The following is a 16,895-nucleotide window of genomic DNA, read 5'->3' on the forward strand; positions in this document are numbered from 1 at the left end:
GATATGGCCCATAAATAAAATGCCCTCGGGGTCTGCGAGGGCATTCTTGCTTGCGACCGCTTCAGCGTCTATGTGTCAGATGAGTTTTGACACAGCCTGCTGAGCCGGCTTTCTTATGCATGGCGTTTCTTCGCCGGCGCTCGCCGCCTCGCATTCACACACCATCGCATCGAACGCGCATCAGCCCGAGCAGGCAACCTCATCGCCTGCTCGGGCCAACACACTCGTCGTTCACTGACTCGCTTCGCTGCCGCGCTTCAGGGTGGCACCAAAGATCTCTTTGTAGTCCGGCGAACGTACCAGCGGCACCCGCAAGGCACTGAGATAGTTCCCCTGAACGACCAGGGAGACTTTCCCCAGCCCACCGTCGTGCTCGGTATTCCACACCGCCAGCACGATGCTGTTTTCGCCTTGCGGCCGAAGGATGCCGGTGGGCAGTGAGAACACATGCTGCGGACCAAGCTCGTTGATGTAACGCCCCACCTGCCAGCCATTGACGAAAATCAGCACGCGGTAATGCCGTGACGGAACGTCGTCGATGCGAAGAGCGACCGGCACATCCTGGTCCGCCGGCAGGCTCAACGAGAACGTCGTTCGATACCAGTCCACGCCTGGTTCGGACATGCTTTGCGGCAGCGATACTGCTTGCCAGGACCGATCGGGGTAACCCGGCAAGGACCACCCTTCGCGCTCACCGTAAAGCCCTCCGTTATTCAAAGGGCCACGCACAGGGTCGACCAGCGTCTCGCCACCGCGCGTTCCCTGGATCCGCCACGAAATCGGCGCGGAGGAGCCGACCAGGGTCGCATCGGTCAAGCCACGCGGCTCTTTATACGCATCCTGATACTCCTCTTCGTTATGACCCATGTTATCGACCAGCACCGAGACCACATTGTCCTTGCCGGCCTTCAGATGGGATGGATCGATCGCGAAGTATTCCGCACCGCTGGGATAGCTGCCCAAGTAATGGCCATTGAGCCATGCCGTGAACACACCGGCGTTGCCAAGATGCACGCCCATCTTGGCGCCGAGGATGATGCCTCGCTCCTTGCCCGTGGCCGTGAAATGGCCTCGATACCAGATCATGCCGTGATGAAATCCGTATTCATCGGCGTTGAGGATAGGCAACTTCCCGTTCCAATCGGGGTTGTACGTATGCTTCTTGTCTGCCAGCTGCCAACCGGCATCATCGAACGCCGGCATGATTTCCGGCGCCCCTGCCTTGAACATCCAATGCGTGAGTACCGGCAGTGAAACCGGCTGCGGACCGGGTAGCGCTCCGACCAGACTTTGCGATGCCGTGCGTTGCGTGGCGATCGCATGATCGTTCCACCGGATAGCAGACGTCTCGCTGGAGCCGAACACTTCAAGCGTGGTGGGTTTATCCGTATCGCCGCGCAGCGCCAGCTCGCCATGTCCGGATTGCCCCGGTATCCAGCTGGCGGAGCGCACCAGATAGGGTCCCAGCACCAACATCGAGCCTTCATCGGTATCGAGCTTCCAGATACGGTTCGTCGTCGGGTCATCCGCAATCAGCAACAATAGCGAGCGATCCCCTTGCTGGATCCACACGCGCGCCAGTCCCTCATGCCGATAATTCAGCCTCAAGGTGCCATGCGCTGCATCCCATGTGCTGCTTACCTGCCCGGCCAACACCTCCATCTGTGGTTTCGCGGCGTATCTCAGCACCGTCTCGCCATCCTCGCCGCGCCGCCCGTACAGCACCGCCACATCGCGACCGTCGAGGGCGAGATCCATCATCAGCTCCGATGTCGAATACACCAGCTCCTGATGACCGAAGCGGTAATGCGCCAGCAGGATTTTCGAATCGCGTCCATTGATCCGTAAAGTCGTGCCCGCCTGCTGCGGAACCTCGGTGTAAACGGGCGAACCGGTGTTTGACCCAGACAGATCAAACCAAAGATGCGTCGTGTCGTCCGCCGTGGAGGTCGCATCCGCATGACGCAGAATGTAGAACTGCGTACCGTCATCGGGGTTATAGCGACCGTCCAGGCGCAAGGCCGGATTACTCGGCCGCTTGATCGCCATCCCCTCAGTCTTCCTCAACGACTGCACCGTCTGCAGAAAATAGCCAAGCCGCTTTTGCTGGTAATACTTGGATGTGAGACGGCGATCGACATCGATCGCGGCGCCATAATCGTAAGACGAATACATGCCCGGCGATGCCAGCCAGCCCCAGTTGAGGCCGCCATATGTCATGTAGAAATTCTGCATGGTCGAGCCCACGGCGATATTCGCCTCATAGAACACGCGCTCGAAATCAGCTCCAGTCAGGCGACGACATGCGTCGTACCCGTCCGCGCCCCAAGCATCGAAGGCGCCACCCTGGAATTCAGGAAAAAAGAGCGGTGACCCGGTCAACCCGAGTCGCTCCCGGCTATAGTCGTAAATAGACGTCCATTGTTCCGGACGCGAGCAATCGAAACCCAGCGGATAGGAATCATAGCCCGGTATATCGACAGCGCCGAGACCGCTCTGAAAACTTGCATTGTAATTGCCAGTAAGCGGCACCGTAATGCCGTCGGCACGCACTTTTTGTTCAATGTCATGCATGTATTGGCGGCCCGTCGGCGAGTTATCGTAGAACTCGTTTTCGACCTGATACAGGATCACCGTGCCCTTCCCCTGCGTCAGCTGATGGCGCGCGATGATGCGGTCGATCTGGGTCAACCATTGTTGGTAATCCGCGGTGTAGTCCGGAGAGGGTGACCGCACCTTGCCTTCGATCGTGGTCAGCCAGCCGGGAAAACCGCCGGCATCGGTTTCTGCATTGATATAAGGCCCCGGCCGGGCGATTACATAGATGCCGACGTCCCTGGCCATATCGAGCAACTGATCCACGTCGCGGATGCCCGAGAAGTCATACACACCTTTGCTCGGTGAGTGGTAATCCCAGTCGAAATAGATTTCCACCGTGTTGTAACCGGCAGCCTTCATTTTCTGCAGGACATCCCGCCACAACCCCGGACTCGGCAAGCGCCAATAATGAAAAGAGCCGGACCAGATATAGGCACGCTTGCCATCGATCTTCAGCGAATAGCGGTCATAGCTGATTGTGTGCGGCCTTGCGGAAACAAGCGCCGGTGCAGAAACGGGTGCGGCAGTCGCCATGCCTGCCGGCAACGCCGCGAGCAGCAACGCGCAGCCCATGTTTCGAAGCCAACCAGTCTTTCCGGAAAAAAGCGGAACCAAGGACCGGAAGGAACTGAAGGGTTTAGCGAGCTTTTCGTCATTCATAGATACCTCATTGATATCTCAGCTTCCATGTCGTCATCGACGCGCCAGCATGGAAGCGACGACAACGCACAAACAACTTCATGGATATAGGCGGCTGACCCGTCCACCTCAGTCTCCTGCCCGAACCACCGGCAGGTCGATATAGGTCGCCTGTTGTCCCGCATGGTAGACACGCTGCGTCGCTTTTTTATAGTCAGCAGGCTTGGCCAGGAAAATATTCGGCACGAAGGTCTGCGGATTGCGGTCGTAGAGCGGGAACCAGCTCGACTGAATCTGCACCATCAGACGATGCCCTTTTTCGAACACATGATTCGAGGTAGGCAAATCGAACTGATAGACCAACGGACGATCCGGCGTGATCGGTTGCGGATGCGCAAAACTCTGGCGATAGCGCCCACGAAAAATATCCATGGCCACGCCCAGCTCGTAGCCACCCATCGACGGCTTTTCGCGCACTTCGTCCGGATACACATCGATCAGCTTCACCACCCAATCACTGTCGGTGCCACTGGTCGAGGCCACCAGATGCACCATCGGCTCGCCACTGATTTTCAGCGGCGCGGTGAGCACATCGGACACATAGGTCAGCACATCCGGACGCGTCGCAAACTGGCGCTGGTCATCCACCAGCCATTCCGGCCATGACTCCACTTCGTCAGGTACACCATGACTCCAAGGCTGGATCGGACGGATGCGATAAGGCACCGGCTTGGCCGGATCGGACACGTATTCATCGTAATCGTCAGCGCCCGCAGCGGGCGCGGCGAAGCCAAGATGAAAATCGGGCTGCAGATACAGCGGCTTCATCTGCGGCTTGCAACCTTCAGCACAGCCGGAAGGCCATTGCTGCAATGGCTCCCAGGTATTGGCGCCCGTCACGAATGCATTCACCGGCGCAATGCTTGCCTTGGGTGCATCGTCCTTGAGGTACTGCGCCAGGAATGGCCGCAAGATGTGTTCACGAAAATACCCGGCCGTATCGCTTCCCAGCTGGATTGCGCCAATCGTCGGCGCCGCCTCCAACTGCTTGGCATGCCGCCAGGGGCCGATCACCAGAAACAACTTCTTGTGCGCTGGATCCTTGGGCTCCAGCGCACGATACACAGCCATATCCCCGTAGATATCTTCTTCGTCCCACAAGCTGTGCACCAGCATGGTGGGAACCGTCAACGGCAGCTTCGCCAGCAACTTGTCTACCGCCTGATCCCGCCAGAACGCATCGTAGGCGGGATGCTCGATCAATTTGCGCCAGAAGCCCAGCTGTTCCATCCCACGCGAGCGGGCCAGCGCATCGGCAGAGCCGGCGCTGAGATAAAGATCGTAGTCATCGCGATAACCGGACCACCAGGGATACTGGCTGGAGCGCCCGGCAACCTGCCCGTAAATGTACGGGATCATCTGCTCGCGAAAAGCGCCGTTGTGAAACCAGTCATCGCCCATCCAGCCATCCACCATCGGATTGATGGGAACCGCCACCTTCAGTGCCGGATGAGGATGCACGGTCGCCATCAGCGCTTCGAAACCATCATAGGAAATACCGATGATACCGACCTTGCCATTGCTCTCCGGCACGTGCTTCACCAGCCAATCGACGGTGTCATAGATATCCGTGGCTTCATCGACGGGCGTCTGGTTGAGCGGCCCACGCAGCGGCCGGTTCATGATGAAATCGCCCTGCGAACCATACTTGCCGCGAATATCCTGCACGACGCGGATATAGCCATCCTCCACGATGATGTCCGCAGGATTGTCATAGCCGTTGATCACCGGCCCCAGATGCGGGCTGGCCGCGCGCTGCGTCATGCTGTCGGCGCCATAAGGCGTACGCGTGAGCAATATGCCGGCATGCGTCGCACCACGGGGAATCAGGATCACCGTATGCAGTTCGACGCCATCGCGCATGGGGATCATCACCTCCCGGCGGATGTAATCGTCACTCTTCGTCACCGGCACGAAGTGCGAGGGCGTTTCACTCGGAAGTTGCGCATACGTGCGGTCTTCGCCCTGAACCGCACCGACCATCGACGTCAGTAACAGGCAAAGCACAAACACAGCAGATCGCCTGGATCGGAACATCATCAACGCCCCTCATACCGGTAAACGGAAACATCGAAAACACAAACGTCCGTGGCAATCGAACACGCTGCCCGATTGCCACGGCCAACCATCGATCAGAAGTCGTAATTGATGCTGAAACGGAAGTAGCGCGGCATTTCGTAGCTATCCACGCGCTCGTAGGAGTTCGAGATCGCGTCGCTCGCACCGTAGTTAGGACTCAACTGGTTCGCACGTTGCTGGTTGAACAAGTTGAAGACAGCCATGGTAAAGCCAAGCTTCTTGCCGGCCCATTCCGGACGATATTCCGCGCTGAGGTTGACGATCTCCTGCCACGGATTGCGACCGGCATCCCCCGGCCGCGAAGGCACGCCGCCGCAGAAGTGGTAGTAACTGCCATAGCCCACCGGGTCGGTCTGATCCGGTCCAAAGAAGCCCAGACATTCCTTAGGTGTGCCGGACAGTACGGAGATATTTGCCGACACCAACCACTCCGGCGCAACCTGATAAGAGCCATAGATCTTCAACTGATGCCGGCGATCGTTGCCCTGGTCACCGTTGGAATACTCCATCAACTGCCAATAATCCCAGTCGCGTGTGGCAGACACATTCTGCTGACCGGTGAACGACGTCACCTGTCCTTCCGTATCGCCATAGCTGTGTGAATACACGTAGTCGATCATCGCCGACCAGGTACCGTCGAACGGATGCGACAGATACGTTTCCAGGCTGTCGTAATTGCGCTTGAGGGGCGGGAAGTTGAAGTCGGCATTGGTAACCGTCACGGCGGTATAACCGCCATTGGCGTTGACCAGATCGTAGACATTGGCGCGGCCAGGGTTGGAGAGATAACACGAGCCGATGGTGAGCGCGGATACGTCGGCACCTTGTGCCGCCGCCGCGCGAGCGATTGCACCGTTGTCGCAGATGTCATCCAGTGCGTTGCGAAGATGGCGCACCGTACCCTTCATGCCCCATACCCACTTGTCGTTGAGTTGCTGATCAAAGCCGGCCAGGTATTCATCCTGATATTCGGATTTGATGTTCTGCGCACTCACCGTCTTGGGATCGGGCGCCTGACCGTATTCACCGTTCGGCGACACGGCGCCACCAGTGGACGAAGCAATCTGCGTCAGGCCGGTGGGCACACCATTGGGTGCGATGCCGGTATAGGTGTAGTACTCGTTGACGGCCAGCGAACCCGCTGCTGTGCGCAGCGCCACGCTCGCCGGCATCGCCAGGTAATAGCGACCCGCATTGGCATACACCTTCAAGGACGAATCGCCATGGACGTCCCAACTGGCGCCGATACGCGGCGCCCACTGTGGTTTGGTCAGTCGCAGATAAGGCACGCTTTCCGGGTTGTAGTTGGTGAACTCGTCGTCGCGGATACCCAGCGACAGCAATACCCGATCGGTGACCTGCCACTTGTCCTCGATGTACTGTGCGCGCTGCTTCACGCGAACGGTCGCGTTGGTGTCGTAGTGGCGGAAGTACACGTAATAGCCGGTCTGGCCACCCGGATACTTGCCGGGCGCATCGACAAACGGCGATGAACTGATCGGTGTATTAGGATCACCATAGGCGTACCAGATTTCGTAGCCGTCGGCGCCGATCGTCGTGCCATCGTCGATATCGGCTGAATCCTGGTTATCGATACCTGCGGTAATCGAGTGGTTGCCGATCTTGTAGTTCAGATCGAGACGAAGATTGCGATTGGTAGAGCGGTGACCCGGTTCGTTGATGGTATCGACGGTCTGGTTGTCGGTCAGGATATTGCCGCCGGTGAGCGCCGGGTTTTCGTTGTCGTCGCCGCCGATAAACGGACCGCTGCCGTTGGAAGTGGGCGGTTCGCTGTAGTACCGGATGCTCGACTTGCCATACATCGCCGTCAAGGTCAGATCGTCGGTGATGTAGCTGGTGAACTTGGCGACGTAGATGTTCGCGCTAGTCTTGGTGGTCGTTTCCGTACCGGCCTCGGCGCCGGAGGTATTGGTGCCGTAGTCGTACAAGTCATCCGTCGCGTTATAGCGGTGCATCTGCGATACGCCGGTCAGTTCGAGGATATTCTTGTCCGTGATATTCCAATCCAGCTTGGCGTACCACTTCGGATCGTTATACGTGTAGTGCGCGTTATACGAAGAAGAAACCGGGCCGACATTATTGCCTTCCTCGCGCTGCGCCTCCACATCCGTGAACAGGTACAGCTTGTCCTTGATCAGCGGACCGCCCACATACGCATCCATGGTCGTCGTCCAGGACTTATCCAGCTCGTTGCGCTGATAGATCTGGCCGGCCGTATTGCCATTGACGTAGAAAATGTTGCGCATGTCGGCTTGCGCAAATGCGGGCTGCCACAGAATCTGCCCACCGAAATGCCACGTATTGGTGCCGCTCTTGCCAACCTGGCTGATCACACCCCCATCCGAGCGTCCGTAGGCAGCCGAATAGCCACCATTCAACACTTCCTCCTGATCCACGGCATCGTACGGCAGCGTGATGCCGCCAAAGCCACTCAAAGGATCGGTGGTGTTGAAACCATTGATGTAATAAGCGTTCTCCGTGGCAGACGAGCCACTGAACGAAACGAGCGTATTACCCATCGAGCCTTTGAAATAATTACTGGCCGGCACCGCACCGGGTGCCAGCAACGCAACCGCCTCCGCCGTGCGAGCCAAGGGCAGCTTTGCCATTTCATCGGCCGTGATGATGGTGCTGGACCCGGTCGTCGTCACGTCGATCGGTGGCAGCGAATTGGCCTTCACCGTGATCGTGCCGAGATCTTTTGCCGCACTGACAGCTGCGCCGGTACTGGAAGAAAACGAGACGTCCGTGGCCAAGCCTACGCGCAAGGTAACGTTCGAACGCGTATCAACTGTCTTGCCGTTCTGACGCAGTGATACCGAATAAGTAGCCAACGGTAGCGACACTGCGCTGTACCGCCCACGGCTATCTACCGGAACCTCGCGCATCAGACCGTTGCTGCCTTGGATCAACACCGTTTCGCCGGGCGCCGCCGGCACGGTTCCCACGATGCTGCCGGTGGTGGACTGCGCCTGGACGCCGCCCGCAAACATCGCGGCCAGCGCGATGGCAAGCGCCGTGCGGCGATGCATAACCTTCATTTGACCAATCATGTTGAAGCCCCAGAAAGTAAGAAGAACGTGCTTGCAGAGAAGTCACGCCAGATTTAAATCGATCTAAATCCGAAACCAAAAAAAAGCAGCTCCGCTACTCCCTCATCAACGCTCCACGATTACGCAAGACGAGGCGATATCTGCGCGCGGGCTGAGCTGCATGGCTCAACGCTACATGCGCTGCCGCGCGTATTCCTCGCGGCATGCGGTTCGCCTTCCCCTCTTCATCTCGGGCAGCTTGTCGTGTGCAAGCATGTCGGCTGCATGCAAGGGGTGTTACATGCCCTCCTGCATATCGCCGTGCCCGTCCGCTATCGCCACATCGTGTGACGTGTCTCCGGATAGCGCGACTGACCAGGACAATCCGCGCGTCCGCGCCGCCTGTGCCGTCGAGTCCTCCGGAACTTCTATATGTCGATATACCGTCTTCCCGTTCCATGTCGTGCCGCTCCTGACGTAGCCGCAAGACCAGCGAGCCCGCTCGCCTGCTAGCTACGTTCCGCTTTCTAGGACGCGGATGGTCAGGCATAGATCACCTCGCCCACCACCTTGTTGATCGCCTTCATAGCGGCGATCTTCGACGCGCTCTTGTTCGTCACCAGCACATGGATGTCCTTGAGCGCGCAATAACCCACGCGACTGCGAACACCCATCTTCGAATAATCGGCAGCAATGATGGTTCGCCGTGCATTGACGCTCATTGCTCGTGCAACTTCTGCTTCGTCGAGCACGAAGCTGCTCGCACCGAACGTGGTATCCACCCCTACCGGCGACAGGATCGCAAGATGCGCCTGATAGCGATTGATCTCCGCAATCGTCGTCGCACCGTACGTCGATCTTAGCTCGCCATGGAACCGTCCGCCGAGCAACTGCACATGATTGCCATTGTCGGTGCCCTGCACACTCGCGATCCGGGTCGCGACGTCCACCGAATTGGTGATTACCGTCAGCCCACTCAGGCCCGACAAGGCTTCAGCCACCAGTGATACGGTGCTGCCCGCGTCGAGAAAAATGGTCTGCCCGCTTTCCACCAGCAACGCGACCTTCTTGGCGATCAGGCGTTTTTCTTTCACCCGTGTCGTGGCGCGCACACCGATCGGCGGCTCGCCGTCGGCCAATACCGCCCCGCCATGCACGCGCAAAATTTCGCCCTTGGCTTCCAGTTCCAGCAGATCGCGGCGGATGGTTTCCCGCGACACGCCAAGATCACTGGTGATGCGTTCAACCGACACCTTGCCGAAGGTCTTCAGCAAACCGCGTATCCGTTGATGACGTTCCTCATGCCACATACTGCTGCCTCCGCTGCTGCAGATAACGCTGGACGCGCGTGGCGAACCCGCGCATCAATCCGAGGGCTACGGCCACTACCACCACAATGCACGTGGAATACGCCGCCGCCTGCGATATGAAACCGTTCTGATCCAATTGCATGACCGACACCGACGCCAGATTCAGGTCGGGTGTCACCAGGAAAACTACGGCCGACAACGTCACCATCGATTGCATGAAAAGCAAAAAGAAGATGGATACCAGCGCAGGCGCCGCAAACGGCAGCACGACATCCCGGATCGACTGCAAGGCGTCGCCGCCAAGGCAAGCTGCCGCGTCTTCCAGCGACGCTGGTATTTGCCGAAGGCCCGTCGACATGGTGAGAAAAGCCTGCGCGTGGTTGTGATAGAGATTGCAGAGCACCACGATGAATACGCTGCCATACAGCCACTGCGACAGCAGGCCGGTGTTGAAGCTCAAAAGATAGGCGATGCCCACGATCATGCCCGGCACCGCCGCGGGTATCGTGGCCCATAGATAGATCAGCCGTGACAGAGCGCCCGGCAAACGCCGCGCACCCCATGCCAGCATAAAGACAAGCAAGGCACCCAATGCGGCAACCGCCAGCGACACCTTCAGCGACGTCAGGATCGGCGCATACCCACCCGGCAAATCAGTGTGGTAGTGCGCCAGCGTCAGGCTGAAGTTGTAGGGCCACAACTTCGCGAAACTCGCGTAGATCACCACGGCGAAGATCGCAAGTACCGGCAACAGAAGTACCACGGCGGCAACCGTCAACCCGGCATCACGCGCAAAGCGGCGTGGCGCTTCGAAGGGCAAGGCATGTTCGGATCCGCTCCCCCCACGCGAAGCTACGCGTTCCAGATAAAGCGACAACACCGCCGGCAACAAAAGGATGATGCCGATCGTGGCGCCCATGCCAAAATCCATCTGGCCCGATACCTGGTTATAGATCTCGGCGGCCAGCACACGATAAGGACCACCGACGATCATGGCGTTGCCGAAGTCGGTCATGGTGAGGGTGAACACGACGAACGCCGCCGACAGCAGGCCGAGCCGCGCCTGCGGCAAGGTGATGTCGACAAACTGGCGCCATGCCGATGCGCCCATCGATTCGGCTGCGTCGTAATAGCGACGATCGATGCGCGCAAGCGCTGCGGAGATGATGATCACCGCCTGCGGCAGCGTATAGCAGGCATCGGCTGCAACCAGGCCGCTGAAGCCATAGATATCGGTATGCAGGCCGGTGAGTTTGTGAATCAAGCCGTTGCGCCCCAGCAGAAAGATCAAGCCAAGCCCTTGCATCAGCGAAGGCGCCAACATCGGCAAAAGCAACACCGCACGAACCATCCACTTGCCGGGCATGCATGAGCGATGCAAGGCCACGGCAAGGACCAACGCCGCGACCATCGAAATGATTGTTGTCGTGCCGCTCACCAACAGGCTGTGCAAGGTCGCTCGCGGAACCACCGGATCGGTCCACAGACGCACATAGTTCTGCAACGAGAACGCATGATGGCTATCGATGAAACTATGGCCGCCGATAATCACCAGCGGATACACGAAAAACAGCAGCAAACCGAGCAGCGGAATACCGACCAGCAACCCTGCGACGAAGCGGTCTCCGAACACCGTTCGCCGCAGTGCATGCATAGTGGGATGCAGAGCCTGGTTCATGCCGCCACCCAAATGCAGCGATGCGGATGAACATCGAGCGAAACCCTGTCACCGCTTGCCAACGACACTTCACGATGCTGCTCCACTGTGAAAGCGCGTCCGCGCCAATCCACGACAAGCCGAGTCAAGCTGCCTAGGAACTGCACATCCTGCACCGTGCCTTCGCCCTGCGCATCAACGGACACCTGTAGATCTTCTGGACGAATACACGCCTCGAACGCCGCATCGGGTGCGCTGGGACGGCTATGCAATAACGCGGGCATCGCCTCGCGCACCCACCCGGTGCCGAGCAAGTTCGACGCCCCGACAAACTGTGCCACGAAGCGAGTCGCCGGCTGCAAGTACAACTCGCGCGGGGAACCGATCTGCTCGATCTTGCCGTGATTCATGCAGATGATAGTGTCGGCCAGGCTGAGCGCTTCTTCCTGGTCATGTGTGACCATGATGGTGGGAATGCCTAGCTGCCGTTGCAGCCGGTGAATTTCGCTGCGCATTTCCGCGCGCACGCGCGCATCCAGCGCCGAGATCGGCTCATCGAGCAGCAGCAAGGCAGGGTCGACGGCAATCGCCCGCGCCAATGCCACACGCTGTTGCTGGCCGCCGGACAATTGCGCCGGATATTTGTGGCCCGCATCGGGCATCCTGATCAGCTGCAGCAGTGACTGGCCGCGCGCCACCACCTCGTGCGCCGAAGCCCCACGGATCTTCATGCCGTAGCCGATGTTTTCCAGCACCGTCATATGGGGAAACAAGGAATACGACTGGAATACGATGCCGAATCCGCGTTCGCGCGCCGGCACGCGGCTCAGGTCTTTACCGCCGAGCGTCATCGTGCCGCTATCGGCCTCCAGCAACCCGGCAATGATCCGTAGCAAGGTGGTCTTGCCACATCCGCTCGGCCCAAGCAGGCACACGAAATCGCGCTCGCCCACGGCGAAGCTGATGCCATCGAGGGCTCGGAAGCCACCGAAGGATTTGCGGATATGGTCGACCCTGAAATGCACGTGCTCGCCCCTTATTCTTATGTGTAGCGCATCAGTGCGCGATGTCGCTTTTCCACTTGCTGATGATGGCGGCGCGTTCCGCTGCCGAACGCTTGAAGTCCATGGGGTAGAGCCGCTGCTCGATATTCGCCGGGAGCCCATCCTTGATTTGTCCTGGCGTTGGCCCCGCACCCGGCACGGCGACGATGCCCTTGTAGCGTCGATAAAGCGCTGCGGCTTGCGGCGAAGCGATCCAATCCAGAAAGCGTTTTGCATCCGCTTGGTGCGTCGAGCTTTTCATCAAGGCAGATGCCTCAAGCTCATTCCCCACGGTGTCAGAGGGAATCACCATCTTCACCGGGAAGCCCTGGTTGATCGCCTGCATCGCCACGAACGCGAACGACACACCGACAGGGAATTCACCTGTGCGCGCGAGCTTGCAAGGATCGGAGCCGGACGAGGTGAACTGCGCGACGTTATTCCCTATGCCCTTCAGCAAGGCCCAACCTTTTTCCGGGCCGAGGTGCTGCAGGATGCCGGAGGCGACCATGTAGCCGGTGCCGGACGATTGCGGATCCGGCATCACCACTTGGCCCTTGTAAACCGGCTTGGCGAGATCGCTCCACGACGTAGGCATTGGCACATGCGCCGACGCCAACGCATCGGTATTCACACAGAACGCGGTGAGATAACCGGTGGTGGCGAACCATTTGTTGTCAGCTGCGCGGTAACGCGGCGCAAGGCGCGCGATGTTGGGCGAAGTCACCGGCTGCAGCTCGGCCTCGATGCGCGGGTCGAGCATATCGGTCACCGCTTCGCCCCAAATCACGTCATTATGCGGCGCACTGGACTCGGCGATCAGGCGTGCGGCGAGATCACCCGTGGAAAGCCGCAATACATGTACCTGCAGATCCGGCATAGCCTGCCGTGCAGCGGCCAGATAGAGGGAAATTTCGTCGTTCTCCAGCGCGGAATACACCGTGATCGATCCCGCTTGAGCCGTACCGCAGACAAGCACGCAGGCAGCCAGGGCGGCAACCAAAGGGGCAGCGATACGCATGCAACGATCTCCGGCAACAAGGATGGCGTCTATTCGCGAGCGACCTTCCCTGTGGGCATCACTTCCCCTTCAACCGGGCCCGCTACCGATTAAGCATGCCGGAAGAATGTGTCAGTTTGTGGAAATTTGCAAATATGAGGCAAATGCCTATTCAACGGCTGGCAGCCCTGTCATCATTCCTGGCATCGCGGCAGCCATCATCCCGTCGCATCCCACTTCACCCGAGAGGTAAGAAGATGGCCTTGGTAGTGCCGGCTATCGAAGAATTTCGTCACTTCGCCGAAAGCGTCGCAGGCCGCGCGCGTGCCATCTCGCTGCCGGGCTTCCGCAGCGACATGCACATCAAACTCAAGGACGATGAAAGTCCGGTGACAGCAGTAGATCGGGATGTCGAAACCATGATGCGTGCCTGCATCCAGAGCACCTACCCGGAGCACGGCATCCTTGGCGAGGAACACGGCGCCAGTCACGCCGATGCCGAATATGTGTGGTCGATCGATCCCATCGACGGCACGCGCAGCTTCATCACTGGCTGGCCGCTGTGGGGTACCTTGCTGGCCCTGCTCCACAACGGCATGCCGATCCTTGGCGTCATTGACATGCCGGTACTGAATGAGCGTTGGGTGGGCATCCGGGGTGGTGTTACCACGCTCAATGGCACGCGCTGCCGCAGCCGTCAGCGCAAACAACTAGCCGAATCCACCATCTATGCCACATCGCCGGATATTTTTTCGCCATTCGAACACACCGTGTTCGAACGCATCAGCCACGCAGCGAACAGCCGACGTTTCGGTGGCGACTGCTACAGCTATGCGCTGCTCGCGTCCGGCCAGATCGATGCGGTGATCGAAGCCAATCTCAAACCCTATGACTATCTGCCGCTGGTACCCGTCATCGAATCCGCTGGTGGCGTGATCACCGATTGGCAAGGCCAGCCACTCCGTATGCATAGCGACGGACAGGTAGTCGCCGCGGCCTCGCCAGACTTGCATCGCGAAATTGTCGCGATGACGAAAATGCCTTAGCCGGCCGCCGAGAAATACTCGTCAGTTCATGGCTAGGGTTTTAGCCTACCGATTACGCTGTTTCTAACCCCTGTCACGCTTGCTTATCTCCGATATGCAAGCGTCAGGAGCGACCTTTGGGATACAGAGGGCAGGTGCGCCATGGGACCTGTTTACGCCGGCACATCCAAAGAACTGAAGAAAGTCTCGCTGGCGCAGCTACTCATGGAGAGAACGAAACCCACCGCCAGCCGCCATTTACCTCACGGATTGAATGCTCCTACCCATCCCAACGATTAGGTCGATAATGTTCAGGGGATCACCTCTTAAAAACGCGATCTCCCAAAAGTGACGCGCTGACAACATCGCATCGACGCTGATCAACTCAAAGAATGTCGATGGACGCCCGGAATTTGGACATAGGGATCGACCGAAAATATGCCGACACGCATGCCATTACTATCGAATATGGAGAAAATTACGTCGTATCCGGCATCACCCTGGGCATCGACGGTGGTTTCCCAGTAATAATCCTGAGCCTGCTTTGCGATTACGGTGCCGTCTGCATTCCGGAATGGTAGGGAAACAGCCTCGATCTTGTGCCCCCAGGATGACATAACGCCAGCACCAAAAGACAGCGTGAATGATTGGATGAAGCACTGGTATTCAAGCCCTCCTGTCAGGCTAATCATCCTCCATCTAATGGTGTCTTTAATCGCGGCATTGATGTCCAAGGCAAAACCGCCTTCGTTATTATCTTGATTGTCTACATATCCTGGATAGTACGTTCCAAAATTCACATCATTCCAATAGGTTAGTCCAAAAATATATCCCTTGCCTTTGTTTTTCAGTGCAACGACAGTGGAGTTCGATGCGACGGGATTATCTCGAATAATGGCGGCGGGGTCGGCCACGATGGTTATGTCGATGATGCTCACGATGCCACCTCATAAAAAATAGCGTGGATGTACCAATAAGGTTTCTGCGACGATTCGTCCCAATGACGATCAACTCAAGGCATATCGACGCGTGCCAGGCGACTCGATAAAAGGATCAATGGTGAATATACCGACGCGATGGCCATCACTATCGAATATGGAAAAAAGCACTTTATATGTGGCCGAACCTTTCGCGGCAACAGTCGTTTCCCAGTAATAATCCTGGACCTGCTTTGCGGTCACGGTGCCATCTGCATTCTGAAACGGGAGCGAAACCGTTTCAGCCTTGTGAGTCAGGGTGGATATAACGTTAGCGCCAGCAGTGAAATTAAAGGATTGAATAAAGCACTGATATTCGAATCCCATGGTCAAACTTATCATTCGCCACCGGATGGTATCGCCCACCTCGGCGTTGATATCCAGGGTAAAGCCGCCCTCGTTGGTATCCTGATTGTCGTTGTAGTTACCAAAGTAGTATGTCCCAAAATTCACATCATTCCAGTAGGTCAGATCAAAAACATACCCTCTGCCGTCGTTCTTGAGTACCAAGGGCGTGGAAGATGAAGCGACAGGATTGTCGCGAATAATGGCGATGGGGTCGGCCACGATGGTTATGTCGATGATGCTCATGGAGTCACCTCTTCAAAAATGGGTCGATCGCATCAATAATGAATCATCGACGATTCGTATAGATGGTGATCAGCTCAACGAATATCGACAAATACCTGGAGTGTTTACATAAGGATCCATCGTGTAGATTCCAACACGATTTCCGTTGCTATCGAACATGGAAAAAATGATGTGATATCCCGCCGTTCCAGGCGCGACGACAGTGGTTTCCCAGTAATAATCGTTGATCTGTTTTGAAGTCACGTTACCCTCTGCATCCTGGACTGCACAGGAGATGAGTTCGGCCTTGTGCCCCAGGGGCGATATCACGGAAGCACCACATAAAAATACGAAAGATTGGATGAAGCACTGATATTCGAATCCGCCCGTCAAACTTGTGATACGCCATCGAATAATATCATTAACCTCGGCTTTGACATCCAAGACATAACCGCCTTCGTTGTTATCCTGGCCGTCAGCATAACCGCCGTAATATGTCCCACAGTTCACATCATTCCAGTTGGTCAATCCAAAAAAATACCCTCGTTTCGTGAGCGGTATATTGGTGGAATTTGACGAGGTAGGGTTGTCGCGAATAATGGCGATAGGGTCGACAACGATAGTTATGTCAATGATGCTCATCGGATCACCTCTTCAAAACAGGCGCAGCAAACCGGCTTCTGCGCCTTCGGGCATGCCGCAGCTCCGTCCGGCCCGACATACGCGTACCACGAACCGGTATCGTTGACCTGAGCCATCTTCCATACGGGAATGCCCATGCCGTAAATCCCCTTCGGGTCGCTGACCGCTGAACGAGGCTTGCCACGTTCGTTTTCCTATGAGCATGTGCCGTAGTGACGCGTCGCATGCTGGGACTTTTATGC

The 16,895-nt window shown here is 57.6% G+C and carries 12 protein-coding genes; 1 reads left to right on the forward strand and 11 read right to left on the reverse strand.

What is annotated here, in order from left to right; translation table 11 throughout:
* Positions 1–231 precede the first annotated feature (231 nt).
* From AC4HNJ_RS20095 to AC4HNJ_RS20125, 7 genes are all read right to left on the reverse strand, one after another.
* The gene (locus tag AC4HNJ_RS20095) at positions 232–3,258 is read right to left on the reverse strand and encodes a beta-galactosidase (RefSeq protein WP_490481391.1); all 3,027 of its coding nucleotides are present in this window, start codon (positions 3,256–3,258) and stop codon (positions 232–234) included.
* A 108-nt stretch (positions 3,259–3,366) separates the two neighbouring features.
* A complete protein-coding gene (locus AC4HNJ_RS20100; protein ID WP_490481440.1) occupies positions 3,367–5,334 on the reverse strand; it encodes a CocE/NonD family hydrolase in 1,968 nt (655 codons plus the stop codon).
* Positions 5,335–5,429: 95 nt separating this feature from the next.
* The gene (locus AC4HNJ_RS20105; protein WP_490481392.1) at positions 5,430–8,438 is read right to left on the reverse strand and encodes a TonB-dependent receptor; all 3,009 of its coding nucleotides are present in this window, start codon (positions 8,436–8,438) and stop codon (positions 5,430–5,432) included.
* 533 nt (positions 8,439–8,971) lie between these two features.
* Positions 8,972–9,739 carry a DeoR/GlpR family DNA-binding transcription regulator gene (locus tag AC4HNJ_RS20110; RefSeq protein WP_490481393.1) on the reverse strand — a complete coding sequence of 256 codons (768 nt, stop codon included), beginning with the start codon at positions 9,737–9,739 and terminating at the stop codon, positions 8,972–8,974.
* Complete coding sequence (locus AC4HNJ_RS20115) at positions 9,729–11,417, reverse strand: ABC transporter permease subunit (protein ID WP_490481394.1); 1,689 nt, start codon at positions 11,415–11,417, stop codon at positions 9,729–9,731. The genes AC4HNJ_RS20110 and AC4HNJ_RS20115 overlap by 11 nt, the downstream gene beginning before the upstream one ends.
* Entirely contained in the window at positions 11,414–12,421 is a 1,008-nt protein-coding gene (locus AC4HNJ_RS20120; RefSeq protein WP_490481395.1) for an ABC transporter ATP-binding protein, read from the reverse strand. The genes AC4HNJ_RS20115 and AC4HNJ_RS20120 overlap by 4 nt, the downstream gene beginning before the upstream one ends.
* Positions 12,422–12,452: 31 nt before the next feature.
* Positions 12,453–13,460 (reverse strand): ABC transporter substrate-binding protein, encoded by a 1,008-nt coding sequence (locus AC4HNJ_RS20125; RefSeq protein WP_490481396.1) that lies wholly within the window; start codon positions 13,458–13,460, stop codon positions 12,453–12,455.
* Between the two features lie 236 nt (positions 13,461–13,696).
* On the opposite strand from AC4HNJ_RS20125, the gene hisN reads away from it, so the two are divergent.
* On the forward strand, positions 13,697–14,485 hold the full coding sequence (gene hisN, locus AC4HNJ_RS20130) for a histidinol-phosphatase (protein ID WP_490481397.1): 789 nt from the start codon (positions 13,697–13,699) through the stop codon (positions 14,483–14,485).
* 359 nt (positions 14,486–14,844) lie between these two features.
* Here hisN and AC4HNJ_RS20135 read toward each other — a convergent pair whose 3' ends face one another.
* From AC4HNJ_RS20135 to AC4HNJ_RS20150, 4 genes are all read right to left on the reverse strand, one after another.
* Positions 14,845–15,402: an AidA/PixA family protein gene (locus AC4HNJ_RS20135; protein WP_490481398.1), complete on the reverse strand. Its 558-nt coding sequence runs from the start codon at positions 15,400–15,402 to the stop codon at positions 14,845–14,847.
* A 69-nt stretch (positions 15,403–15,471) separates the two neighbouring features.
* Entirely contained in the window at positions 15,472–16,032 is a 561-nt protein-coding gene (locus tag AC4HNJ_RS20140; RefSeq protein WP_490481399.1) for an AidA/PixA family protein, read from the reverse strand.
* A gap of 69 nt (positions 16,033–16,101) precedes the next feature.
* Positions 16,102–16,653 carry an AidA/PixA family protein gene (locus AC4HNJ_RS20145; RefSeq protein ID WP_490481400.1) on the reverse strand — a complete coding sequence of 184 codons (552 nt, stop codon included), beginning with the start codon at positions 16,651–16,653 and terminating at the stop codon, positions 16,102–16,104.
* Positions 16,650–16,790 (reverse strand): hypothetical protein, encoded by a 141-nt coding sequence (locus AC4HNJ_RS20150; protein ID WP_490481401.1) that lies wholly within the window; start codon positions 16,788–16,790, stop codon positions 16,650–16,652. Before AC4HNJ_RS20150 ends, AC4HNJ_RS20145 begins: the two co-directional genes overlap by 4 nt.
* Positions 16,791–16,895 lie beyond the last annotated feature (105 nt).

The sequence above is a fragment of the Dyella sp. SYSU CM1112 genome, assembly GCF_058216415.1.